Source organism: Paenirhizobium naphthalenivorans (assembly GCF_007992095.1).
GTDB lineage: Bacteria > Pseudomonadota > Alphaproteobacteria > Rhizobiales > Rhizobiaceae > Allorhizobium > Allorhizobium naphthalenivorans.
In genome coordinates, this window is sequence record NZ_BJZP01000005.1 from 62,140 (window position 1) to 85,766 (window position 23,627).

24 protein-coding genes are annotated in these 23,627 nt (G+C 62.1%); 11 read left to right on the forward strand and 13 right to left on the reverse strand.

The features are described 5' to 3' along the window. Nucleotides 1–173 precede the first annotated feature (173 nt). A complete protein-coding gene (locus RNA01_RS06795) occupies nt 174–788 on the forward strand; it encodes a L,D-transpeptidase (protein WP_147179213.1) in 615 nt (204 codons plus the stop codon). Nucleotides 789–826: 38 nt separating this feature from the next. Here RNA01_RS06795 and RNA01_RS06800 read toward each other — a convergent pair whose 3' ends face one another. Further along, a complete protein-coding gene (locus RNA01_RS06800; RefSeq protein WP_147179214.1) occupies nt 827–1,738 on the reverse strand; it encodes an EamA family transporter in 912 nt (303 codons plus the stop codon). Nucleotides 1,739–1,862: 124 nt separating this feature from the next. Here RNA01_RS06800 and RNA01_RS06805 point away from each other — a divergent pair, with 124 nt between their 5' ends. Continuing rightward, nucleotides 1,863–2,339: an Lrp/AsnC family transcriptional regulator gene (locus RNA01_RS06805; protein WP_147179215.1), complete on the forward strand. Its 477-nt coding sequence runs from the start codon at nt 1,863–1,865 to the stop codon at nt 2,337–2,339. A gap of 27 nt (nt 2,340–2,366) precedes the next feature. Here RNA01_RS06805 and RNA01_RS06810 read toward each other — a convergent pair whose 3' ends face one another. Then, a complete protein-coding gene (locus tag RNA01_RS06810; protein ID WP_147179216.1) occupies nt 2,367–3,383 on the reverse strand; it encodes a zinc-binding alcohol dehydrogenase family protein in 1,017 nt (338 codons plus the stop codon). 121 nt (nt 3,384–3,504) lie between these two features. Here RNA01_RS06810 and RNA01_RS06815 point away from each other — a divergent pair, with 121 nt between their 5' ends. Continuing rightward, a complete protein-coding gene (locus RNA01_RS06815; RefSeq protein WP_147179217.1) occupies nt 3,505–3,918 on the forward strand; it encodes a winged helix-turn-helix transcriptional regulator in 414 nt (137 codons plus the stop codon). Here the strand turns inward: RNA01_RS06815 and RNA01_RS06820 are convergent. Next, complete coding sequence (locus tag RNA01_RS06820; protein ID WP_147179218.1) at nt 3,907–5,142, reverse strand: MFS transporter; 1,236 nt, start codon at nt 5,140–5,142, stop codon at nt 3,907–3,909. The genes RNA01_RS06815 and RNA01_RS06820 overlap by 12 nt on opposite strands. Before the next feature lie 279 nt (nt 5,143–5,421). On the opposite strand from RNA01_RS06820, the gene RNA01_RS06825 reads away from it, so the two are divergent. Beyond that, nucleotides 5,422–6,372, forward strand: coding sequence for a diacylglycerol/lipid kinase family protein (locus RNA01_RS06825; protein ID WP_147179219.1), 951 nt, complete (start codon nt 5,422–5,424; stop codon nt 6,370–6,372). Here RNA01_RS06825 and RNA01_RS06830 read toward each other — a convergent pair. Beyond that, nucleotides 6,357–6,791: an RbsD/FucU family protein gene (locus RNA01_RS06830; RefSeq protein WP_147179220.1), complete on the reverse strand. Its 435-nt coding sequence runs from the start codon at nt 6,789–6,791 to the stop codon at nt 6,357–6,359. The two genes, RNA01_RS06825 and RNA01_RS06830, sit on opposite strands and share 16 nt — an antisense overlap. Next, complete coding sequence (locus RNA01_RS06835) at nt 6,775–8,022, reverse strand: ROK family transcriptional regulator (RefSeq protein ID WP_147179221.1); 1,248 nt, start codon at nt 8,020–8,022, stop codon at nt 6,775–6,777. The genes RNA01_RS06830 and RNA01_RS06835 overlap by 17 nt, the downstream gene beginning before the upstream one ends. Nucleotides 8,023–8,259: 237 nt before the next feature. Here RNA01_RS06835 and RNA01_RS06840 point away from each other — a divergent pair, with 237 nt between their 5' ends. From RNA01_RS06840 to RNA01_RS06855, 4 genes are all read left to right on the forward strand, one after another. Beyond that, a complete protein-coding gene (locus RNA01_RS06840; RefSeq protein WP_147179222.1) occupies nt 8,260–9,285 on the forward strand; it encodes a sugar ABC transporter substrate-binding protein in 1,026 nt (341 codons plus the stop codon). Between the two features lie 161 nt (nt 9,286–9,446). Then, nucleotides 9,447–10,529 (forward strand): ABC transporter permease, encoded by a 1,083-nt coding sequence (locus RNA01_RS06845; protein WP_147179223.1) that lies wholly within the window; start codon nt 9,447–9,449, stop codon nt 10,527–10,529. Continuing rightward, the gene (locus tag RNA01_RS06850; protein ID WP_147179224.1) at nt 10,529–11,311 is read left to right on the forward strand and encodes an ATP-binding cassette domain-containing protein; all 783 of its coding nucleotides are present in this window, start codon (nt 10,529–10,531) and stop codon (nt 11,309–11,311) included. The genes RNA01_RS06845 and RNA01_RS06850 overlap by 1 nt, the downstream gene beginning before the upstream one ends. After that, nucleotides 11,308–11,934: a nucleoside triphosphate hydrolase gene (locus RNA01_RS06855; protein ID WP_147179225.1), complete on the forward strand. Its 627-nt coding sequence runs from the start codon at nt 11,308–11,310 to the stop codon at nt 11,932–11,934. Before RNA01_RS06850 ends, RNA01_RS06855 begins: the two co-directional genes overlap by 4 nt. Before the next feature lie 92 nt (nt 11,935–12,026). Here the strand turns inward: RNA01_RS06855 and RNA01_RS06860 are convergent, their stop codons facing one another. Together RNA01_RS06860 and RNA01_RS06865 are read right to left on the reverse strand one after the other, a co-directional pair. Beyond that, nucleotides 12,027–12,674: an outer membrane protein gene (locus RNA01_RS06860; RefSeq protein WP_235916476.1), complete on the reverse strand. Its 648-nt coding sequence runs from the start codon at nt 12,672–12,674 to the stop codon at nt 12,027–12,029. Nucleotides 12,675–12,896: 222 nt separating this feature from the next. Then, a complete protein-coding gene (locus RNA01_RS06865) occupies nt 12,897–14,255 on the reverse strand; it encodes a glutamine synthetase family protein (protein WP_147179227.1) in 1,359 nt (452 codons plus the stop codon). Between the two features lie 213 nt (nt 14,256–14,468). Here RNA01_RS06865 and RNA01_RS06870 point away from each other — a divergent pair, with 213 nt between their 5' ends. Continuing rightward, nucleotides 14,469–15,839 carry an aspartate aminotransferase family protein gene (locus RNA01_RS06870; protein WP_147179228.1) on the forward strand — a complete coding sequence of 457 codons (1,371 nt, stop codon included), beginning with the start codon at nt 14,469–14,471 and terminating at the stop codon, nt 15,837–15,839. A 105-nt stretch (nt 15,840–15,944) separates the two neighbouring features. On the opposite strand, the gene RNA01_RS06875 is transcribed toward RNA01_RS06870, so the two are convergent. From RNA01_RS06875 to RNA01_RS06885, 3 genes are all read right to left on the reverse strand, one after another. Next, nucleotides 15,945–16,721 (reverse strand): SDR family NAD(P)-dependent oxidoreductase, encoded by a 777-nt coding sequence (locus tag RNA01_RS06875; RefSeq protein ID WP_147179229.1) that lies wholly within the window; start codon nt 16,719–16,721, stop codon nt 15,945–15,947. A gap of 121 nt (nt 16,722–16,842) precedes the next feature. Then, the gene (locus RNA01_RS06880; RefSeq protein WP_147179230.1) at nt 16,843–17,130 is read right to left on the reverse strand and encodes a DUF2218 domain-containing protein; all 288 of its coding nucleotides are present in this window, start codon (nt 17,128–17,130) and stop codon (nt 16,843–16,845) included. Nucleotides 17,131–17,132: 2 nt separating this feature from the next. Beyond that, nucleotides 17,133–17,720 carry a PadR family transcriptional regulator gene (locus RNA01_RS06885; protein WP_147179231.1) on the reverse strand — a complete coding sequence of 196 codons (588 nt, stop codon included), beginning with the start codon at nt 17,718–17,720 and terminating at the stop codon, nt 17,133–17,135. 182 nt (nt 17,721–17,902) lie between these two features. Here RNA01_RS06885 and RNA01_RS06890 point away from each other — a divergent pair, with 182 nt between their 5' ends. After that, nucleotides 17,903–18,373, forward strand: a complete 471-nt coding sequence (locus tag RNA01_RS06890) for an OsmC family protein (RefSeq protein ID WP_147179232.1) — start codon at nt 17,903–17,905, stop codon at nt 18,371–18,373. Between the two features lie 122 nt (nt 18,374–18,495). Here RNA01_RS06890 and RNA01_RS06895 read toward each other — a convergent pair whose 3' ends face one another. Together RNA01_RS06895 and RNA01_RS06900 are read right to left on the reverse strand one after the other, a co-directional pair. Further along, a complete protein-coding gene (locus RNA01_RS06895; protein WP_147179233.1) occupies nt 18,496–19,995 on the reverse strand; it encodes a glycosyltransferase family 39 protein in 1,500 nt (499 codons plus the stop codon). Nucleotide 19,996: 1 nt separating this feature from the next. Further along, nucleotides 19,997–21,007, reverse strand: a complete 1,011-nt coding sequence (locus RNA01_RS06900; protein WP_268906688.1) for a glycosyltransferase family 2 protein — start codon at nt 21,005–21,007, stop codon at nt 19,997–19,999. An 81-nt stretch (nt 21,008–21,088) separates the two neighbouring features. Here RNA01_RS06900 and RNA01_RS06905 point away from each other — a divergent pair, with 81 nt between their 5' ends. After that, complete coding sequence (locus tag RNA01_RS06905) at nt 21,089–22,063, forward strand: lysylphosphatidylglycerol synthase domain-containing protein (protein ID WP_147179234.1); 975 nt, start codon at nt 21,089–21,091, stop codon at nt 22,061–22,063. Nucleotides 22,064–22,106: 43 nt separating this feature from the next. Here RNA01_RS06905 and RNA01_RS06910 read toward each other — a convergent pair whose 3' ends face one another. Continuing rightward, nucleotides 22,107–23,609 (reverse strand): AMP nucleosidase, encoded by a 1,503-nt coding sequence (locus RNA01_RS06910; RefSeq protein ID WP_147179235.1) that lies wholly within the window; start codon nt 23,607–23,609, stop codon nt 22,107–22,109. Nucleotides 23,610–23,627 lie beyond the last annotated feature (18 nt).

Consider the following 23,627-nt stretch of genomic DNA (forward strand, 5'->3'; position numbering starts at 1 on the left):
CCGAAATGGAGGTCCGCCGGCAGGCAAGTGCCCGCAATCGAGCACTGTCCGCAGCGACCTGTCGTTTCTTTGACGTGTGACGCGACGATGTGGTTGTCGGCGCTCCTTTACCAACAGTTAACCATAAACTCGGTAATTTTCTGGGCGACGCATTTTCAATTCGAGGGGCCACAATGACGATTTCCCGCCGCAGCTTGTTGATCGGGCTGCCCTTGTTGCTTGCTGGATGCCAGACGGGGCCGAGCGCGCAGTCGATGTATGATGCCAGGCCGAACGAGCCGCATCCGCTGAAGAGGGTGCCGATCGACAAGATCAAGCCGGAACTGCGCCGGCAGGAAGTCGCATATGAGACCAGTCAGCCGGTCGGCACTATCGTCGTGGATACGCCGGCTCGCCGGCTTTATTACGTGCTCGGCAACGGTCGGGCCATGCGCTATGGCGTCGGCGTCGGCCGCAACGGCTACGCGCTGGCCGGCGTCGCCTATGTCGGTCGCAAGGCGGAATGGCCGAGCTGGACGCCGTCGCCCAATATGCTGCGCACCAATCCGGAAAAGAACATGAAATATGCCGGCGGGGTTCCGGGCGGCATCAACAATCCGCTCGGCGCGCGCGCTCTCTATCTTTATCGCGGCGGCAATGACACCATGTTCCGTATCCATGGCACCAACCAGCCATGGTCGATCGGTCAGGCCATGTCGTCTGGTTGCATCCGCATGATGAACCACGACGCCATTGATCTCTACGAACGCGTCAAGGTCGGCGGGCGGGTTGTGGTGCTGCAGGCCTGACGGCCCGCGCTGTCGCGCATAGCGCGAGGCATTTGATGTCAGCGACCGGCGCGAGCTGATAGCAGGCCGGTCGACAGTAGCACGCCGGCACCCGTCACCAGCGCCGCGGCGACGGTGACGACGCCCAGGGGCTCACTGAGCAGTAGCGCGCCGCCGATAGCGGCCGCGACCGGCGTGACCGCAGTGTAGGCGGCCGCCTGGGTGCCGCCGAGGCTGCGCACCGCCGTGCCGTAGAGCAGGGTCGCCAGGAGGCCGGACAGCAATCCCTGGGTCACGAATTGAAGTCCCGTCTGGGCAATGGGTGCGGTCAGCAGGTGCGTGCCAAGGAAGGGCATGAGTGCCAGGTTGATGATCGTCGACCAGACGCAGATCAGCGCGCCGCCCTCGAAGGCCGAAAGCCCGGACTTGCGGAAGGCGTGCGTATAAACCGCCCAAAGCGCCGCGCCCGCCGGCAGGATCACATAGCTCATCCACGTCAGTTGACCGGATGAAAGGTTGCTGAGCAGAAGCAGCAGACCACCGGAGAGGATCGCTGCCATGCCGAGCGCGCGCATGCGATCAGGCCTCTCACCCAGCAAAGCAATGCCGATCAGCGCCGCCGCGAGCGGCATGACGCCGGGCAGCAGCACGCCTGCCGCCGAAGCCGGTGTCGACTTCATGCCGAAGGCGACCAGATGAAAAAACGGTGCGCCGGAGCCGAACACCATCAGCACGAGCGCCCACTTCGGTGTGCCCTTCGGCCAGAGCCCGGTTTTCAGCCAGAAGGGCGAAAGCAGGATTGCCGGCACGCCATAGCGCAGCAGGCTGAGGTCGAGGGCGGCAAGCGAGCTGCCGACGCTGTGACGGGTGGAAATCAGCCATGCCGCCCAGATCAGGACGACCGACAGCGCTGAGGCTGCGCCGAGGCCGGCGGAAAGAGGTGGTCTTGTGGCGGGGCTGGCAAGGCTCATCGGGCACTCCTGAAAAGATGAGGCAGGATAAACCTCCGATAGCCAATATGTCCTTGCCATTTACGCCTGAGATGGTGTCAAAATTGGCAGTAAAATGCGCGATGAATCGCAGATTGTGAGAAATATGCCAAAACTGGACAAATTTGATATTGCCATCCTCGATGCGTTGCAGAGCAATGCCAGGGCCACCAATGTCGAGATCGCCGAGCGGGTGAACCTCTCTCCGTCGCCTTGCCTGAGACGGATACGAATGCTGGAGGAGGCGGGCATCATCCGCGGCTACCGTGCCGAGATTGATCGCCGCGCCGCCGGACTGGAGCTGACCGTCTTCGTCGCCTTCAAGGTGGCGCATCATACGCGCGAGCACGCCCACGCCTTCCAGCAGGCGTTGCAGGACCTGCCGGAAGTGGTCGGCTGCTACATGATTTCCGGCCATTCCGATTTCATGGCCGAGGTCGTCGTCGAGAATCTCGCGGCCTATGAGACGCTGCTGACCGACAAGTTGTTGGTGCTGCCGCATGTCATCGACATACAGTCCAACTTCGCCATCCGCAGCGTCAAGACCGGCGGCCCTCTGAAGTTGCCGGCGGCCAAGGGCTGAGGCGGGTTAAACCCGCCTCGCTTGGTCTCAGAAACCTTCCAGCACGATCTTGCCACGGGTTTTGCCCGATTCGATTGCCGCATGGGCTCTTGTCAGGTTTTCGGCATTGATCGCGCCGAATGTCTCGGCCAGCGTCGTTCGGATCTTTCCGCTATCGACCAGTTGTGCGACGTGGCTGAGCAGCTTGTGCTGCTCGATCATGTCCGCGGTCTGGAAGACGGGGCGGGCGAACATCATTTCCCAATGGATCGAGATCGCCTTGCGCTTGAACTTCATCACGTCGAAGCCGGTTTTCGGGTCGTCGATGATGGCAAATCGGCCCTGCGGCGCGATGATTTCGGCGAGGTCTTCGGCATGGCGGTCGCTTGCCGTGACGGAAAAGACGAAGGCCGGCGCGCCGATGCCAAGTGCTGCATACTGAGGCGCAAGCGATGCGGTGTGGTCGAGGACGTGATCGGCGCCGAGCGATTTCACCCATTCGGCGCTTTCGGGGCGGGAGGCCGTGGTGACGACGATGAGGTCGGTCAGCTGCTTGGCAAGTTGGATGGCAATTGATCCGACTCCGCCGGCGCCGCCGGTGATCAGGATGGCCTGGGTCGCGCCGGGAACCTTGTCGTCCACCTTCAGCCGGTGAAACAGCGCCTCGTAGGCGGTGATCGCCGTCAATGGCAGAGCGGCGGCCTCCGCAAAGCTCAGGCTTTTCGGCTTGGCCCCAACGATGCGCTCGTCGACAAGATGGAATTCGCTGTTGGTGCCGGGCCGGGCTATCGAGCCGGCGTAATAGACCTCGTCGCCGGGCTTGAACAGGGTCACGGCTTCACCGACGGCGGTGACGACGCCGGCGGCATCGAAGCCCGGCACACGGCGTTCGCCGTTGGCTGGTGCCATGTTGGTGCGGACCTTGGTGTCGACCGGATTGACGGAAACGGCTTCTATCTCGACGAGCAAATCGTGGCCGCTGGCTTCGGGAGTGGGAATTTCGAAGTCGACAAGCGCATTTTCGGCGCTGATGGGTCCGGCCTTGTCATATCCGACGGCGCGCATGGGAAACTCCTTGGTTCGTTTGCACGCTGTTCAGTTGATCCATATGGTCGCAATATGCAAGAATGCACATTATTGGCATATACCGCACAATAGTGGTGTTAGTATCAAAAAGGATACTGTGATGTCGCGTCCCCGCGCCAAGATGACGAACAACTTTCCCGGTTGTCCGGTGGAGTCGACTTTGAGCCTGCTCGACGGCAAGTGGAAAGGCGTGATCCTCTACCATCTGATCACATCCGGCACGCTGCGGTTTTCCGAATTGCAGCGCAAGCTGAAGAGCGTCACGCAGCGCATGCTGACCAAGCAGCTGCGCGAGCTTGAGGAGAGCGGTATCGTCTCGCGTACGGTATTCGCTGTCGTGCCACCGCGGGTCGACTACAGCCTGACGCCGCTCGGCCGCACCCTTGAGCCGGTGATCATGGCGCTCGGCCAATGGGGCGAGACGCATGTGGTCTGTCAGGACGGCAAGAAATACGTCGTCATGCCGGAAGAGGCTTCCGACCTGGCGAACGAGGAGGCGCTGTCAGCGGCCTGACGTGCGCTTCTCAATCAGCACTGAGATCAGGAAGACGAGCAGGCCAAGGAAGGACAGCACCGCGCCGACAAAGCCTGTGGCGCCATAGCCATAGCCCCAGGTGATCACCAGGCCACCCAGCCAGGCACCGAGCGCATTGGCGATGTTGAAAGCCGAATGGTTCGACGCGGCGGCCAACGTCTGCGCATCGGCCGCGACATCCATCAGACGGGTCTGCACGGCAGGGCAGGCGGCAAAGCCGCACCCCGTCAGAAACACGCAGATGCACAGCATGACCGGATCGGCCGCGGTCAGCGAAAACACGCTCATCAGCACCACATTGAAGGCGAGCATGCCGCCGATCGTGCCCTTCAACGAATAGTCGGCCATACGGCTGCCGACGACATTGCCGACATTCATGCCGATACCGAATAGTGCCAGCACGATCGGGACCATGGTCGCGGGAAGGCCGGCAGTGTCCGTCGTGGTCTTGGCGATATAGCTGAAAATCGAGAACATGCCGCCAAAGCCGACTGCGGCAACCGCAAGTGTCAGCCAGACTTGCAGCCGGCCGAAAGCGCCGAGTTCGCGGCGAATGCTGGCGCCTTCCGCCACCTTGTCCTTCGGCAGGTAGAGCGCGATCAGCATGACCGTCAGCGCGCCGATGGCGCCAACCATGAGGAAGGCCGCTCGCCAGCTCATCATCTGGCCAAGGAAGGTGGCGATCGGCGTGCCGATCAGTGTGGCGATTGTCAGGCCCAGCATGACGCGTCCGACGGCACGCGCGCGCCGGTGGGGCGGCACCATGGCGGCGGCGACCAGCGCCGCGACGCCGAAATAGGCGCCGTGCGGCAGACCGGTGGCGAATCGCAGCAGTGTGAAAGAGAGGAAGTCGGGCGCCAGTGCGCTCGTGACATTGCCGATGGCGAATACGCCCATCAGCGAAAGAAGCAAGGTGCGACGCGACAGCTTCGCGGCCAACACGGCGATGATCGGGGCGCCGATCACCACACCGAGGGCATAAGCGCTGATGACCTGGCCGGCTTCCGGCACACTCACGCCGTAGGTCGTGGCCACCTCCGGCAGAAGGCCCATGATGACGAACTCCCCGGTGCCGATGCCGAAGCCCCCGGCGGCGAGTGCGATCTCGATCAGGATCATCATCAGCGGCGTCAGCGACTGGATGGAGTCGGTCGAGACGATACCGGCTCGGGCGTGGGTGGGAAGCGCGCGGCAATCGGTCATGGCACTACCTTGGTCGACCGCGGGCGGGCGGCCGTGGAGGGGCTAAAATCGGAGCGAAAGGCGAGACGGCCATTGCCGGAACAAGCCTTGGTGCTGGCGGGATTTGACGTTTATCATGCGTTCGTGCGCCGTCGTAAAGGGCAATAGCACGGCAACTTGATTTATGCCGCTGAATGCCGATTTCAGCATAGATAGCGAAACCATTCCCATGCCGACGCGTTTGGTTGCGCTGGTAGTTTGCGGATGCCTGCGACCGACGGAACAGCGGAACGAGGACCCATGAGGCTCAAGGCGGTATTCAACCGAGACGGCGGAACCTTCCGCACCACTGACATGGCCGCCTACAGTGTCCATGCCAAGCAGGTTTTCCAGGAGGCCGGTCACGACATCACCTGTGAAGTGGTCGCGGGTCGCGACGTGGTTCAAGCGCTTGAGGACGCCGCGCGCGAGACGGGTATCGACGCGCTGATCGCCGGTGGCGGCGACGGCACGATCTCAGCCGCAGCCGGCATCGCCTGGAAGGCGGGGATTGCCCTCGGCGTCGTGCCGGCCGGAACGATGAACCTTTTCGCCCGCTCCCTGAAGTTGCCGCTCGACATCCACGCCGCCTTGGCGCCCCTGGCAAAGGGCCGGATAGAGCGAGTCGATATCGCCAGCGTCAATGGCCGGCCTTTCGTGCATCAGTTTTCCGCCGGTCTGCACGCCCGCATGGTGCGCATGCGCAATGCCATGGATTTCGCCTCGCGATTCGGCAAGATGCGGGCGAGCACACGCGCGGCCCTTGGTGTGATGTTGCGCCCCTCGCGCTTTGAAGTCGTTTTCGACATCGATCACGATAGCCGCAACGAGCACAGGATCGTGTCGGCGATTTCGGTGTCCAACAACCCGTTCGGCGATAATCCGCTGTTCTTTGCCGACAATCTGACTGGCGGCAAACTCGGGGTTTATCTCACAGATCCGCTAGAGCCGGTCGGCATGGCCAAGCTGGCGCTCGACATCCTGCTTGGGCGGTTGAAAGAAAATGGTGCTGTCAGTAGCACGACAGCGGAGGTTGTCAGCTTGCAGTTTCCCAAGCATCGCGGCGGTACGCTCTGCGTGGTGGACGGGGAACTTGTCCGCATGCCGCGCGATGTCGAGATCCGGCTGCATCCCGGCGCGCTCAATGTCCTGGTGTCTGCGAAAGCCGAAACCTCTTACCGCCTCTGGGAGCCGGGTCAGTTGGACGGATAGATCACGCCCTTGCGCAGGATCATGTTGGCGTAGAGCGCTGGTTCCCCGGTCTGGACGACCGCGTGTGCCGCCTTCACCCGACTGTAAAAATCCTGGCCGACCAGCGGCACGACGCGGCGCTTCGGCTCATGGCGGGCGCAGCAGGCGATCATCTGCTGATGGATGGGGTCGAGCCGTTCGGTATCGTCGCTGACAGTCGAGCGAAAGACCGCCTCGGGGACGAAATCATCGATCGGCATCACGCTGAGGATGGCGTTGATGACCGCGACGATACCGTGGCCATCGAGCCGGATGAGGCGACGGGCGTGTTCGAGCGCCGGATAATTGCCGTCGACGACGGCAATCTCGTCCCCGTGCCCCATGGCGCGCAATGTCGCCAGCAATTCCGGGCTCAGCAGCGGATCAATTCCCTTCAACATTACCGATTTCCTTGAACAAGACGGTTTGGTCGATGAGGTAGCGGGCGAAGATCGGCAGGCTGGCGCCACCGATCGCCCTTGCCTGGGCGCCGACCGCACCCTCGACGATGTCGGGGACGACGATGCCTTGAAGGTCGAGCTTGCCGATTTCCTCAAGCGTCGCCTTGACGATACGGGTCCTGACCCAGGCGGGGAAGCCGCCGTCGATGATGGCGGCGGAAAAGTCGATGATCGAACTCGCGGCGATGATCGCCTGGGCAAGTGCTGCGGCGCAATCGCGGATCCAGATCTCCAGCGGCTCGCCGAAGTCGATCCAATCGTTGGCCGCATACCACAAGGGCTGAGGATCGACACCGCGCTCCTTGAGCAGCCTTTCGAGGACGAAGATCGAGGCGATTTCCAGCAGTTGCCGCGTCTCGCCGTGCTTGTTGCGCACTGGCAGAGGGCCGATTGCGCCGGCCGTGCCGGTTCGTCCGACGAAAACCGAGGAATTGAGCACGACGCCGCCACCGATGAAGGAGCCGATGTAGAAATAAACGAAGTCGGGATAGCGAGGCCCGACGCCGAACACGAGTTCGGCGCCGCAGGCGCTGGTCGCGTCATTCTGAAGGTACACGGGGTAGGGCAGGTGGGTCGCGACCTCGGCTTGCAGATCGAAGCCGCGCCAGGCCTCCATGGCTCCCTCCGGCGCGCCGACCTCGCGCGCCCAGTTCCAAAGTTCGAACGGGGCGGCAATGCCGACGCCGGCGATCGCGTCACGCTGTGCCGGCGAAAGCTGTTGCTCCATGTCCGCGATCGCTTCCACCAGGAATGCGAGAATAGTCGTCGGGTCGGGGTAGGGATAGGTCAGGTGGCGGTTGAGGCGGATGGTGCCGACGAAGTCCATCAGCACCAGATCGGCGCTACGGCGGCCGATCTTGACGCCAAATGACAGGACCGCATCCGGATTGAGGTGCATTGGCACGGAAGGTTGGCCGACCCGGCCGCGCACCGGCTTGCCGCGCATCAGCAGGCCGTCCTTTTCCAGGGCCCGCATGATGACGGAAACGGTCTGGGCCGACAGCCCGGTCAGTCGGGCGATCTCGGCCTTCGACACGCCGCTGTTGCGCCGGACAAGTGACAGAACGAGGCGCTCGTTGTAGGCGCGCACACGCACCTGATTGGCGCCGCCGGCCGCGGTCGTGAATGGCGATTGCTCGCTAAGCCCCACTGGGGGGTCCGATAGTGCCATGGCCGCTCCTCCTTCGGTCGCACCCGGCGCTCTTATATCTTTCGTTCGTCAGCATGTCATAGGGAATTAATAATTCAACTGGATTTATTAATTGACAATCAGAATTCACTGATGTTCTAAATGGGGCGTGGAGGAATGGCGGCCTGAGGAGGATTGCCAGCCCGGCGTGGGAGCGCTGGGGGAGCCACGCTCACGGTCCGGGGCAACCGGATCATCGATATTCTCGGGAGGAATCACATGAAGAAGTCTCTTTTCGCCGCGTCGCTTGCAGCTCTGGCGCTCGGCACCGTATTCGCCGGTTCGGCCAGCGCCGCAGGCGTTTCGGCCTGCCTGATCACCAAGACCGACACCAATCCTTTCTTCGTCAAGATGAAGGAAGGCGCGACCGCCAAGGCGGCCGAGCTCGGCGTGACGCTGAAGTCCTATGCCGGCAAGGTCGATGGCGATTCGGAAAGCCAGGTCGCGGCAATCGAAACCTGCATTGCCGACGGTGCAAAGGGCATCCTGCTGACCGCATCCGACACCAAGGGCATTGTCCCGGCCGTGCAGAAGGCGCGTGACGCCGGCCTGCTGGTCATCGCCCTCGACACTCCGCTCGAGCCGATTGATGCCGCCGACCAGACCTTCGCCACCGATAACCTACTCGCCGGCAAGCTGATCGGCCAGTGGGCCGCGGCAACGCTCGGCGACAAGGCCAAGGACGCCAAAGTCGCCTTCCTTGATCTCACGCCCTCGCAGCCTTCGGTTGATGTGTTGCGCGACCAGGGCTTCATGATCGGCTTCGGCATCGATCCGAAGGACCCCAACAAGATCGGCGACGAGGACGATGCCCGCATCGTTGGTCATGACGTGACCAACGGCAATGAGGAGGGCGGCCGCACCGCCATGGAAAACCTCCTGCAGAAGGATCCGGGTATCAACGTCGTCCATACGATCAACGAACCGGCTGCTGCCGGTGCCTATGAAGCGCTGAAGGCTCTCGGCAAGGAAAACGACGTGCTGATCGTTTCGGTCGACGGCGGTTGCCCGGGCGTTCAGAATGTCGCCGACGGCGTGATCGGCGCGACCTCGCAGCAATATCCGCTGCTGATGGCCTCCTTGGGCATTGAGGCGATCAAGAAGTTCGCCGACACCGGCGAGAAGCCGGCGGCGACCGAAGGCAAGAACTTCTTCGACACCGGCGTTGCCCTTGTCACCGACAAGCCTGCTCCGGGCGTGGAGTCGATCGACACCAAGGCCGGCAAGGACAAGTGCTGGGGCTAACCGGCGACTTTGCCGTGATCGCGTCGGCAAGGCGGCGCGGGGGAATATCAGGTCCCCCCGTGCCGAGCGATCACGGTTCATGCGACCGGCCCGCCGGGGTGGAGGGCCGGTCGCGCATCTTCGGCAGAGACACGCGCGGGAAATCCAGGGAGGATGAAGCGATGCAGCCTGCAAATCCGGTTTCACAGCCGAGCCAGGAATTCGAGAAGGTATTGGTCGACAGCTCGACCCAGGTCGCTTCGTTCGACGCCCATGACAAGGCGCCCTTGGAGAAGTTGCAGCACTTCCTGCATTCGAGCCCGGCGGCCGTGCCGCTGATCGTGCTGGTGCTATCGATCGCCGTCTTTGGCGTGCTCCTTGGCGGGAAGTTCTTCTCCGCCTTCACGCTGACCCTGATCCTGCAACAGGTGGCGATTGTCGGCATTGTCGGCGCCGCCCAGACGCTGGTGATCCTGACGGCGGGCATTGATCTGTCCGTCGGCGCGATTATGGTGCTGTCGTCCGTCGTGATGGGCCAGTTTACCTTTCGCTATGGCTTGCCGCCGATGCTGGCGGTTGTGTGCGGCCTTGCCGTCGGCGCGTTTTGCGGCTGGATCAATGGCCAGCTTGTCGCGCGCATGAAGCTGCCGCCCTTTATTGTCACGCTTGGCATGTGGCAGATCGTTCTGGCTTCCAACTTTCTTTACTCGGCCAATGAGACGATCCGCAGCCAGGATATTTCCGCTCAGGCGCCGATCCTGCAGTTCTTCGGCCAGAATCTTCGCATCGGCAGCGCCGTCTTCACCTATGGCGTCATCTTCATGGTTTTGCTCGTCGCTCTCCTTTGGTATGTGCTCAACCGCACCGCCTGGGGCCGCCACGTCTATGCGGTCGGCGACGATCCGGATGCCGCAGAACTCGCCGGCGTCAACGTCAAACGCATGCTGGTCTCGGTCTATACGTTGTCCGGCCTCATCTGCGCGCTGGCCGGCTGGGCGCTCATCGGCCGTATCGGTTCGGTCTCGCCGACCGCTGGACAGTTCGCCAATATCGAGAGCATCACGGCGGTGGTGATCGGTGGTATATCTCTCTTCGGCGGCCGTGGTTCCATCCTCGGCATGTTGTTTGGCGCGCTGATCGTCGGCGTCTTCTCGCTCGGGCTTCGCCTCATCGGCACCGATCCGCAATGGACCTATCTGTTGATCGGCGTTCTTATCATCTCGGCTGTGGCAATCGACCAGTGGATCAGAAAGGTAGCAGGCTGATGGCTCAAGAACCCATTCTCACCGCGCGCGGTCTCGTCAAACGCTACGGCCGTGTAACCGCCCTCGACAATGCCGACTTCGATCTCTATCCGGGCGAAATCCTCGCGGTCATCGGCGACAATGGCGCCGGCAAGTCCTCGATGATCAAGGCGATCTCCGGTGCGATTGCGCCGGACGAGGGCGAGATCCGCCTCGAAGGTAAGGCAGTCGACTTTTCCTCACCGATCGAGGCGCGCAAGGCGGGCATCGAGACCGTCTACCAGAACCTCGCGCTGTCGCCGGCGCTGTCGATCGCCGACAACATGTTCCTCGGCCGCGAATTGCGCAAACCGGGCGTCATGGGCAGCATCTTCCGCTCGCTCGACCGGCCGGCGATGGAGAGATTCGCGCGTGACAAGCTGTCGGAACTCGGTTTGATGACCATCCAGAACATCAATCAGGCGGTGGAGACACTGTCGGGTGGCCAGCGCCAGGGTGTGGCCGTGGCACGCGCGGCAGCCTTCGGCTCCAAGGTCATCATTCTCGACGAGCCGACGGCGGCGCTTGGTGTCAAGGAAAGCCGTCGCGTGCTGGAACTCATCCAGGATGTGCGTTCGCGTGGTATTCCGATTGTGCTCATCTCCCATAACATGCCGCATGTCTTCGAGGTCGCCGACCGGATCCACATTCACCGGCTTGGGCGTCGTCTCTGCGTCATTGATCCGAAGGACTACACCATGTCAGATGCGGTGGCCTTCATGACGGGTGCTAAGGAGGCGCCGGGCGAGGCGCTTGCCGCATGAGCCTGACGGCGGACAGCATTGCCACAACCATTGTACGGCGCGCCGAAGGGGCGCGCCGTTTTCTCGTCGCGATCGCCGGACCGCCGGGCGCGGGCAAGTCTACGCTCGCCGAACGTCTCGCCGAGATTCTGAACGCTGCCGGAGAGCACGCGGCCGTCCTGCCTATGGACGGTTTCCACATGGACAACGGCATCCTTGAGGACCGCGGCTTGCTGCTGCGCAAGGGCGCTCCGGAAACCTTCGATGTGCGCGGCTTTGCCGATATCGTGCGTGCGGTGAGGGCAGGGGAAGAGGAAGTGCTGGTGCCGGTCTTCGACCGGGACCGTGAAATTGCCATTGCCTCGGCGCGGCCGATCTCGCCGCATGATCGTATCGTCCTGATCGAGGGCAACTACCTGCTGCTCGATCAGGAACCCTGGGCGGCCCTCGCGCCACTCTTCGACTACTCCGTCTTCGTCGCCCCGCCGCTCGCCGAGTTGGAGCGCCGGCTGACGGCCCGCTGGCAGGGTTACAATCTCGATGCCGCCGGTATCGACCGGAAACTCAAGGGCAACGACCTGCCGAATGTCCGGCTCGTCCTGGAGAAAAGCAGAGGAGCGGATCTGACTGTCGACCGTTTCTAGCGCATGCGGGAAGCGCGATCCGGTGGCCATCGATAACAACAGAGCCGCCTACGCGGCGGCTCTTGCGATTTTCGGGGCGATGCTGGGCGTGATCAGAACTTGAAGTTCACGCCGATCTTGCCGGTGTGGAAACGCGAGTCGACGTTGACATCCAAGCCGTTATCGACTTCGTAGCTGGTGCTGCCGAAGTCGTAATACATGTATTCGGCCTTGACCGACCAGCGCGGCGAGAAGGCATATTCGACGCCGGCGCCGGCGACCCAACCGGTGTCGGTCTTGGTCGTGCTGCCGCTGGTACCTGCGCCGTTATTGGTGCTCATCTCAAACCGGCCGATGCCGAGACCGCCGGTGCCATAGATCAGCAGGTTGTCGAAGGTGTAGCCGAGACGTCCGCGAACGGTCGAAAGCCACTTGGTATCGCTGGAGCATGTGAAGGCAGGGTTCGGGCAGTCCGTGTCACCATCAATGCCGGAGGCCGAAATGTCGGCTTCACCACCGAACACCCAGTTGCCGGACTGCAAGTTGTAGCCCAGCTGGGCGCCGCCGAGGACACCATCGCCCTTGTGGTCTGCCGTCGTTCCACCGACGTCGTAGGTCCAATCGATAATCGACCGGCCACCGCCCAGATGGCCGCCGACGTAAAAGCCGGTCCAGTCGCTCGCAGTCGGTACAGAAAGTGGTGTCGACATGTCCGCCGCAGCCGCCGGCGTTACCATGGCTGCGAGTATAACTGCACTCAATAAATGCTTTCTCATCGCTGGGTCCCCTCAGTAAAACATTCAATATGCTTACATTACGATGAGAAAAAATACAATTCTGCTTCTTATTGTTGGTGCGAGCGTTGCCCAAGAGCAACAGTTGTGTGCTGTGTATTGATGTTTGTCAATTATTGCCTGTCGGCCCCAAGTATTCGGGGCGCAGTAGTGCCGCCCCGGGGGTAGGATTGGTGTGGTGGATGCAGATCAGATCCGTGGCAGGTAGGTCTGGTAGTCGAAGCTCGACACGCTGCGCAGATAAGTGATCGCTTCCTTGCGTTTGGTGTCGCCGTAGATCCGCTGGTATTCGGCGCCGAAGACGTCGGCGATGAAGGGGGAGTTGCGGAACCGGTCGACCGCGGTCAGGAAATCATGGGTCAGCATGTCCGGGTTCTCCGGCGCGCTGTCCGGCGTGGTGACCGGGCCAGGATCGAGGTTCTCGTCGAGACCGAGCAGGATGCCGCCGAGGATCGCGGCCAGAAGCAGGTGCGGATGGGCGTCGGCGCCGGCGACGCGGTGCTCGACGCGGGCCGCAGGGCCTTCGCTGTCGGGAATGCGGATGGCCGTACCGCGATTGCCAAAACCCCAGTCGACCTTGTCGGGCGCGAACGAACCCGGCTGGAAGCGGCGGTAGGAATTGGCAAACGGCGCGAAGATCAGTTGGGCGTCCTGCATGGTTTTCAGCATGCCGGCGGTGATCGACTTGAGCTTGACCGGATCGGCGCCCCTGGCATCGAGAATGTTGCGGCCGTCCTTGTCTATGATGGAGGCGTGGACATGCAGGCCTGACCCCGCGTGGTCGGCATAGGGCTTGGCCATGCACGTGGCCTTGAGCCCATGGCGGCGGGCGGCGAAATCAACGACGCGCTTCAGGTAGATGCAGTCGTCGGCGGCGGCCATGGCATCCGCCTTGTGCAGCAGATTGACCTCGAACTGGCCGGGGCCGAATTCGGCGGTCGTCGCGTCGGCCGGCAGGCCCATATCGTCACAGTAGCGGCGCACCGTCGTGAGGAAGTCCTCCATCGCGGCGGTTGCCCGCATGTCGTAAAGCTGGAAACCCTCGACCTCGCCGTCCATCACCAGTGCCTTTGGTGGCATGGGCTTGCCGGTTTCGCGGAAGTCAGGCTCGACGACGTAGAATTCCAGCTCGGTCGCCATGACCGGCGTCAGGCCGCGTTCCTCGAAACGCTTCAGGACATTGGCGAGGATGGCACGCGGGCAGATGAAATGCGGATTGCCATCCAGCGTGTGCATTGTGGCGAGGACCTGCTTGGAGCCGGCAGGCCCCCAGGGCAGCGTGGTCAGCGATTTCCGGTCGGCGAAGAGGATGCCGTCCGGGTCGCCGAGCGTCAGCGAGATCCTGGTGATGTCGTCATTGTCGTCACCCCAGATGTCGAGCGACTGGGTGGAGGCCGGAAGCCGCACCGTGTTCTTCCAGACCTTGTCCTCGGCTTTGAGCGGGATCATCTTGCCGCGCAGGTCGCCGTTCATGCCGACCAGCAGAACTTCGATGCGCGCCGACGGATCGGCTGCGAGGGTGGCGGCGGCCTGGGACAATTCGGTCATAAAGTGCTTCTCGCTGACTAATCTGGGGGGCGATCTGGCCGCAGGAGCGCACAAATCGACGCCCTTGCCAAACGCATTCGGGAAGGTAATGTTCGTAGCCGATAACGTTCCGCCTTTCAATCAGGCAAGGGAAAGCAGGGCGTCACGGACCAGCTTTGATCAGCTTGTCCGCGGGCGTGTTTGCGAGTGCACCTTGCGCAAGGATCTAATGCCATGACGAAGACCGCAGTCGCCCCTTCCAATCTCGGTGCCATCGACGCTGCCCACCATCTGCATCCCTTCTCCGACATGAAGAAACTGAATGCGGAAGGGACTCGCATCATCAGCCGGGCCGACGGCGTACATATCTGGGACTCGAACGGTAAGCAGTATCTCGACGCCTTCGCAGGCCTGTGGTGCGTCAATGTCGGTTACGGCCGCAAGTCGATCGCTGATGCCGCCTATGAGCAGATGCAGGAACTGCCCTATTACAACACCTTCTTCGGCACGACGACGCCGCCGACCACGCTGCTGGCCCAGAAGATCGCCAGCCATAGCGGCCCGAATCTCAACCACGTCTTCTTCACCAATTCCGGCTCGGAAGCCTCCGACACCTGGTTCCGTATGGCGCGCGTCTACTGGAAGGCGCTGGGCCATGAAACCAAGACCATGGTGATCGCTCGCAAGAACGCCTATCACGGTTCGACGGTTGCCGGTGCCTCGCTTGGCGGCATGAAGTGGATGCACGAGCAGGGCAACCTGCCGATCCCGGGTATCGTTCATATCAACCAGCCCTACTGGTATGTCGAAGGTGGTGATCTTACGCCAGAAGAATTCGGCCTGAAGGTCGCGAAGGAATTGGAGGACAAGATCCTCGAACTCGGCGAGGAGAATGTCGCCGCCTTCGTCGCCGAGCCGATCCAGGGCGCCGGCGGGGTCATCGTTCCGCCGGAAACCTACTGGCCGGAAATCAAGCGCATCGCCGCCAAGTACAAGATTCTTCTGGTTTCCGACGAGGTGATTTGCGGCTTCGGCCGTCTCGGCACCTGGTTCGGCCACCAGCATTATGATTTTGAGCCCGATCTGGCGCCGATCGCCAAGGGGCTGTCCTCCGGTTATCTGCCGATTGGCGGTGTGCTCGTCTCCGAACGGGTGGCCAAGGTGATGATCGAGGAACTTGGTGACTTCTATCACGGCTATACCTATTCCGGTCATCCGGTCTCGGCGGCCGCGGCGATCGAGAACCTGCGCATCATCGAGGAGGAAGGCCTTGTCGAACGCGTGCGTGACGACATCGGCCCGTATCTGAACCAGGCGCTGCTGTCGCTCACTGATCACGATCTGGTCGGAGAAGCGGTAAGCGTCGGTCTGATGGGCGCGGTGCAGATCGCCGCGGACAAGGCGACCCGTCGCCGCTTTTCAAAGCCCGATGATGTCGGCACGTTGGTGCGCAACCAGTGCGTCAGCAATGGCGTGATCCTGCGCGCCTCCGGCGACCGCATGCTGTTCTCGCCGCCGCTGATCATCTCGCGCGGCGAGGTCGACCAGGCGGTCGATACGCTGCGCAAGGGGCTGGACTGGCTGAAGGACAACCACAAGGAATAAGGCTCGGGCCCGGATCGCTGCGGCTCACCCTCTTCCCGCCGGTGGGGAGCGGGTGAGCCTTTCGACATGCACCGGAGGCCGATGACGAATGTCGTCGAGGGCGCCTTATGGCATCAACTGTCCGCCGTTGACGTCCACGGTCTGGCCGGTGATGTAACCTGACAGCATGGCAGAGGCGAGGAAGAGATAGGCGCCGACGCAATCCTCGGGCGTCCCCGTACGACGTAGCGGCACACTTGCCGCAACCTGCTCGAGCTGACCTGCCAGAGCAAAGCGGTCCTGGAAGGGCGTGGTAATCAGTCCGGGGGCAACCGCGTTGACGCGAATGTTATATTTACCGAATTCGAGCGCCATGCCCTTGGTGACTGCCGCGACAAAAGCCTTGGACGAGCCGTAGATACCCGATCCGGCGGTGCCGCCGGAGCGCGCTGCGACCGATGTCGTGTTGATGATGAATCCGCCATCCCTCTTGAGGTGGGTAACGGCGGCCCGGCTTGCCGCGACGACCGAGCGGGCGTTGACGTCCATCACCCTGTCGTAATGGGCGTCGGTCATTTCCTCGTACAAGACGCGGGCGATCATGCTGCCGGCGTTGTTGATGAGACCATCCAGTCGCCCGAAGGTTTGCGCGACGCTGTCGACGGCGGCGGCCATCTCTTCGGATTTCGCCGCGTTCGCCTGGACGAGAGCAACCCTGCCGCCGGCCTCCTCGATTTCGCCGGCAATCGCCTGTGCCGCTTCGACGCCCGAATGGTAGTGAAGGCCGACAGACGCGTCCTGCGCTGCGAAGGCGCGGGCAAGTGCGGCCCCGATACCGCTTGACGCGCCGGTGATCAGAACGGCCTTACCGGCGAGATCGGGGATAGTGAGTGTGCTGGGCATGCTTGTTTCCTCCTTCGAACCAGGAGATGCAATACACGCCGAGCACGACGGTATTTCAAGCGCTTATCCGACGCGCCGGAGATCGGTGTCGCAGGCGCGATGCGGCCTGCTTCTCGATCGCTCAAGCCGCCGTCCAGGCGAACGGCAGCGGCGCCTCACGGAAGGCGAAGCGGTCGAGGTGGTTTGAGACCACGCCTTTCATCCGCTCGAGCACGTCATCTGACGCAGCCTCGATCTCGACGGTGAGCGCCGCATCATCGGCGCTCATGGTCGCCACCGCTTCGGGAAAGCGGACCGTGCCGTCTTTTTCACCGAGTTCGACCTCGAGCTTGTGGCTCCAGTGCTTGCACAGTTGCTGCAGGTATTTCCAGCCGTTCTTGGTCGGTACGACCGCGGTTGCCTTTGCCATGATCAGAGCCTCTCGATCTTGCCGGCGGCCTCGTCGATGAGGCGGGCGACTTCGAGTTGGACCTCGCGGGTGACGCCATCCTGCGACAGGCGGTCCTGCAACGCGGCCTTGAGATTCTGCATGGCGCGGCGGACAGGGGCCGCATCCGTGCTCGAGCTGACCTTGGCGAGTGCGGCAAGCCGTGCCATGGCGGTCGCGACTTCGTCGGCCCGATCGGCGAGGTGCTCGCGGCCGCTCTGCGTGATCGCCAGCAGCTTGCGTGGGCCTTCGCTGGCCTGTTCCTCGGCAAGCCCCATGTCGAGCAGCAGGGTCATGGTCGGATAGACGACGCCTGGGCTCGGCGCATAGGCGCCGCCGGAGCGGTTCTCGATTTCGCGGATCAGGTCATAGCCGTGGCGGGGCTGTTCCTCGATCAGCTTGAGGAGGACGAGGCGAAGTTCGCCGCCTTCGAACATGCGTCGGCGTCCGGGCCCGCGACCGTGCCCCCGATGCGGTCCGTCGAAGCGTCCGCCGAGCCCGCCTTCTCGCATGGCATGCCATGCCTTGCGGCCTTCGCCGCAGCCCCTGCCTTCAAAATTCATGTGTCTCATCTGTTTTCCTTTGTTCAATATCTTGCACTGTATCTAAGATATATCGTAGATCGGTCATTGCAAGGGCAGGCTTGGAATTTCTTTCCTGTGTCTGTGCTGCTGGCAGCGAGAGGTCCGGCTTGGAGAGGCCGGGGCATTGGCCTATCGTCCGGCAACAGACTCACACAACAGGAGAAGGAAGCATGGCAGGGCATCACCACGAATATCGGGTCACGGTCACCTGGACCGGCAACCGCGGCACCGGCACGTCCGGCTACCGCGACTATAGCCGGGACCATGTGATCGGCTGCGACGGAAAGCCCGACATTCCCGGCTCTGCCGATCCAGCCTTTCGTGGTGATTCCGAGCGCTGGAACCCGGAGGACTTGCTGGTCGCTTCGATCTCAGCCTGCCACAAGCTCTGGTATCTGCATTTCTGCGCGGTCAACGGTGTCGTGGTGACGGCCTATGAGGACCATGCCGAGGGGGTGATGGTGACGGACGAAACCGGTGGAGGGCGTTTCACCGACGTCGTGCTGAGGCCGCGCGTGACCATTGCCACGGGTGACGTCGAACGGGCGGTGAGACTGCATGGCGATGCGCACGAAAAATGCTTCATCGCCAATTCGGTGACTTTTCCGGTTCGCTGCGAACCGGTGATCCTTCAGGGCTGAATGGAGGGGAGGCTAGAGCATCACCGGCGAAAACCGAGTCGCCTGCGGTGCTCTATCTGTTTGTTTTTACGCAATTTTTTACGCAAAACCGCTACACACTTTTGCTGGAATTGCTTGCCCCTTCACTTCGCCTGCGGATAGAGAAAAGCATAGGCGAAGTGATAGAGATCGCCTTGACGTCCATAGATATAGGGCACAGCCATGTCATGAGCCTGGGCCGGAGCGGCCAGGCCATGGGCGTCGAGCCATCTGGCCATGCCGTCGGGCAGCTCCGGTGAGGGACGGCCTCGATCGCGCCAGATGGCAAGAACCGGCTGGCCGTCGTCCGCGGTTAAGCCCTTGTCGAGCACCTCATAGCCATCGATTGTCACCAGCAACGCCGGCGCGCTTAACCGTATGTTGCCGGCAAGCTGGGAGTCGATGGTGAGGACGATCGAGGGTTTGGTCGGAGAACTTGCGAGGATTTGGCTGATGGCGCTTGGGTAGTCGACGTTCAGCTTTTCGTATCGTCCGGTCATCCCGTGGATCGGAATACGCACCAGCATGACGATCGGCAGCGCGACCAGCGCAAATGCGGCAACGGGCCAGAACCGGCGAAGATATGGCGCGTCCGCGCCTGTCCCGGCCTCAAGCTTGGTGGCCAGATAGAGCGGCAGGATCAGGTAGATAGGTGTGAGCCAACGATCCTTGATATGGTTCGCGCCGCCGAATACGACCAGCACAATGAGCAGGATCGCCGCAATCGCCATGATCCGGCCGATCAGGCGCGTCCATTGGTTTTGCGCGTGCCATGCCACACGGAACTCCCGCCAATACACAATGCCGAAGATCGCAATCGTCAGGCCGGCAAAGCCGACAAACGACACAAACAGGGACGACAGGCCCGACACGATTTGCTCGACGGGGCTGTGGGTCGCTTCACTGGTCAGCTTGCCGATCGTTTGTTCGGTCGCAAGATCGATATGTTCCAGGAACCAGAGGCCATGGGGCAGGGCAACGATCAGCGCGACCGCGCCCGTGAGAAGAATGCGCCAGTCGAGCAGGCGGGAACGAAACTGCCGATCGAGCGCGATGGCAATCACCGCTGCAGCTGGCAAGAGGACGAAGTTGTACTTCGAGAGAACGCCGAGGCCGATCGCAAGCCCGGTCAGGACATAGCCCTGAAAGCTCGGCGTTTTCAGGGTCGAGAGAAACGCATAGAGAAACAGACAGGCGGCAAAGATCACCGCGACAGTATGCGTGAGATCCCGTTGCGCCTCGAAACCGATTTGCGGGATGGTCAGCAGCGAGAGCGTTGCGACGACGGCGAGGTCCCGTGAGCGCAGGACTGTCTGCGCGGCGAGGCCGAAGCATAGATAGGATGCAAAGAGCGCCAGATTCTTCAGCAACGCGAGCGACAGCAGATCGGGGCCGAGCAGCCGGCTGACGCCGTATTGCACCCAGTTGTAGAGTGGCGGCTGTGAATCATAGCCCCATGCGAACCACTGTGCGAAGAACAGTTGCTGGCCTTCGTCGAGTTCAAGCGAGTGTGGCAGGATCAGCCGGATGACAAGCTGAACCAGGAAGTAGACGGCCAGCAGGACAAAAACCGCGGCCGGTTTCTGTCGAAGGATGGTGATCACCTCAGCCTGCCTTCTGCTCGTAGGTCTTGCGGACGATGTAGCCTTTCGGCTCGTCGTATGAGCGGGTCATCATTTCGGCCACTATGCCGGTGGTGACCATCTGGATCGATGCCAGGAACAGCATCACGCCGATCAGAAGCAGGGGACGTGTGCCGATATCCTGTCCAAGCGCGAACTTCACAAAGCCGAGATAGAGCAGAATCAGGCCGCTGATCACACCCATGAAGAAGCCGATCATGCCGAAGAAATGGCCAGGTCTCTGGCGAAAGCGCATGAAAAACAGAACCGCGCACAGGTCGAGCACGACCCGTGCGGTGCGAGAAATGCCGTACTTCGACTGGCCGAACTGGCGGGCATGGTGATTGACGACCACCTCGCCGATACGACGGCTGGGCGTGACGCTTGCGACCCATGCCGGGATGAAGCGATGCATGCCACCCATGATGCGGACCTGCTTGATGATCGAGGCCCGATAGAGCTTGAGACCGCAGCCATAGTCGTGGATCTTCACGCCGGTTACCGCCCCAATCAGCCGGTTGGCCAGCCACGACGGAATCTTGCGCAGCACGAGCGCATCCTGACGGGACTTGCGCCAGCCGCACAAGAGGTCGAGGTCGCGGTTCTCCAGTTCGGCAATCATCATCGGAATGTCGTAAGGATCGTTTTGCAGGTCGCCGTCCAGGGAGGCAATCAACCGTCCGCGGGCCGCGTCAAATCCGGCTTGCAAACCGGCGGCTTGGCCGAAATTGCGCTGGAATTCGATGACGCGCAGGTCGAGACCTGGGCGGCCGATATAGGACTTGGCGCGGACCAGTGTCTCATCCGTCGAACCATCGTCGATCAGGATCAGCTCCCAAGGCTTGCCGAAATCAGCAAGTGCGCCGACGATCCGGTCGATCATCGGGGCGACATTGTCCTCTTCGTTCATAACCGGAACGATAACTGAGAGCTCGATATCCGGCTGCTCGGTGGCGCTGCTGGATGGGCCCGTTTGAACGGCGACTGTCGGCACAGGAAACTCCGGAAACTGCTGGTTTTGTTCCGGTGGGTGTTATAGGAACCGGCATCTTCGCGCAATTCGGAACTCTTGCCCATGACGCCCAAGGGGGATATCGGCAAACAATCGTGGCTTCGCCGGCACCGTGCCCTGCTGATCTCACTCGTTTCCGTGGGTGGCTATGCCTTCTTCGTCGAGGAAGTCTGGGGCTGGGCGTCCATCGTCGAGCGCTGGTCGTCGGTCGGTTTCGGCCATATCACGCTGGCTTTTCTGCTGCTGTTGTTCACTTATGTCGCCCGCGCCTGGCGCCTTCACGACTATTTTCCGCGCGAAACCTCCGGCCGCTTCGTCGAGCTCTTCCATCTCGCCCAGGTACACAATCTCCTCAATATCATGCTGCCGTTCCGCAGCGGCGAGACGAGCTTTCCGTTGCTGATGCGTTCCGAGTTTTCAGTGCCGCTGCTGCGCGGCACCTCGGCTCTGCTGGTTATGCGCGTACTCGATCTGCATGCTTTGCTGGCAGCCGGTGGACTTGGTCTGGTTCTTGAAGCCGCTGACAAACGTCTTCCGGCAGCGCTCTGGATTGCCTTCCTGATCGCGCCGGTTCCCGCTTATCTGTTGAAGGGCCCGGTCCTGGCGCGAGTGCGACCGAAACTGAAGGGCAAGCTCGGCCGCATCCTCGACGGCATCAACGAAGGCTTGCCGGTAAATGCGGCCAGCCTGGTTCGGGCCTGGTTCGCCACCGCAGTCAATTGGGGTGTCAAGGTTGTCGTTTTCGCCTGGGTGCTTGGCCTGATGGGCGTTTCGCCCCTAGCGGCAACCTTCGGCGGCGCGCTCGGTGGCGAGCTTTCTTCGGTTCTGCCGTTTCATGCGCCGGGTGGTGTCGGCACTTATCCCGCCGCTATCGCAGCTGGCGCGCTTGCGCTCGGTGCGTCGTCCGCCAAGGAGGGTATAGATCTGCTGGGCCGGGCTGCGGTCAATCTGCATCTCATCATCATCCTGTCCGCGCTGATCGGAACGGGAGTATCGATCTTGCTCGACACGTTGCGCAAGCTTGCGGCCGGCCGCTGAGCGGCCAGCCCCGACCTCAACCCATCTCCAGAACGGCCAAGCCTTATTGGAAGGCCGTCTCGAAGAAGCTCCTGAGCTTGCGCGAATGCAGCTTTTCTTTCGGCATGGAGCCGAGTTTTTGCAGCGCCCGGATGCCGATCTGCAAATGCTGGCTGACTTGCGTCTTGTAGAAGGCGGTCGCCATGCCCGGCAGCTTCAGTTCGCCGTGCAGTGGCTTGTCGGAGACGCACAGCAGCGTGCCATAGGGGACGCGGAAGCGGAAACCGTTGGCGGCGATCGTCGCCGATTCCATGTCGAGCGCGATGGCGCGCGACTGCGACAGCCGCTTCACCGGGCCGCGCTGATCGCGAAGCTCCCAGTTGCGGTTGTCGATGGTGGCGACCGTGCCGGTGCGCATGATGCGCTTCAGTTCGAAGCCCTCATAGCCGGTGATCTCCTCAACGGCATCCTCCAGCGCCAGCTGGACCTCGGCAAGCGCCGGGATCGGCACCCAGACAGGCAGGTCGTCATCAAGGACGTGATCCTCGCGGACATAGGCATGGGCCAGCACATAGTCGCCGAGACGTTGGGAATTGCGCAAGCCGGCGCAATGGCCGAGCATCAGCCAGGCATGGGGGCGCAGCACTGCGACATGGTCGGTGATCGTCTTGGCGTTTGATGGTCCGACGCCGATATTGATCATCGTAATGCCGGCGTGGCCCTTGGCCTTGAGATGATAGGCGGGCATTTGCGGCAGGCGCGCGACGGCCGTGCCCTCGCTCGGTTCGCTGTGGCCGGGAAGGGTCACGACATTGCCGGGTTCGATGAAGGCCGTATATTCGCCGCCGCCCTCCGCCATCAGCCGCCGGGCATAGGCGCAGAACTCGTCGACGTAGAACTGGTAGTTGGTGAAAAGCACGAAGTTCTGGAAATGCGCCGCGCTGGTCGCCGTATAGTGCGACAGGCGCGCCAGAGAATAGTCGATACGCTGCGCGGTGAACGGCGCCAGCGGTTGCGGTTCGCCGGGTCGCGGATCGTATTCGCCGTTGGCGATCTCGTCGTCGGTGACGGTGAGGTCGGGTGTGTCGAACAGGTCGCGCAGCGGAATATCCATCAGCCCGCTCGCCGCGGCCTCAACATGTGCCCCTTCGCCGAAGGCGAAATGCAGCGGGATCGGCGTGTCGGATTCCGACACCACCACCGGGACCTGATGGTTGCGGATCAGCAAGGCCAGCTGTTCCTCAAGATAGTGGCGGAACAGATTCGGCCGTGTCACGGTGGTCGTGTAACGGCCCGGCGCCGTCACGTGGCCATAGGAGAGCCTTGTGTCGACGTGGCCGAAGCTCGTCGTCTCCATGGTGACCTGCGGATAGAAAGCACGGTAGCGGCCGGAGATCGTCGCACCCTTGGCCAGGGCGGAGAAACCGTCGATCAGGAAGCGCGTATTGCGCTCGTAAAGTGCGGTCAACGCATCGACGGCGGCCTTGGCGTCCGTGAAGACCTGCGGCTCGAACGGGTCGGGGCTGATGAAATTGATCGGGGAGTGGAAGTGGATTCGCTTGCTCATGAGTCATTATAGTGAAGA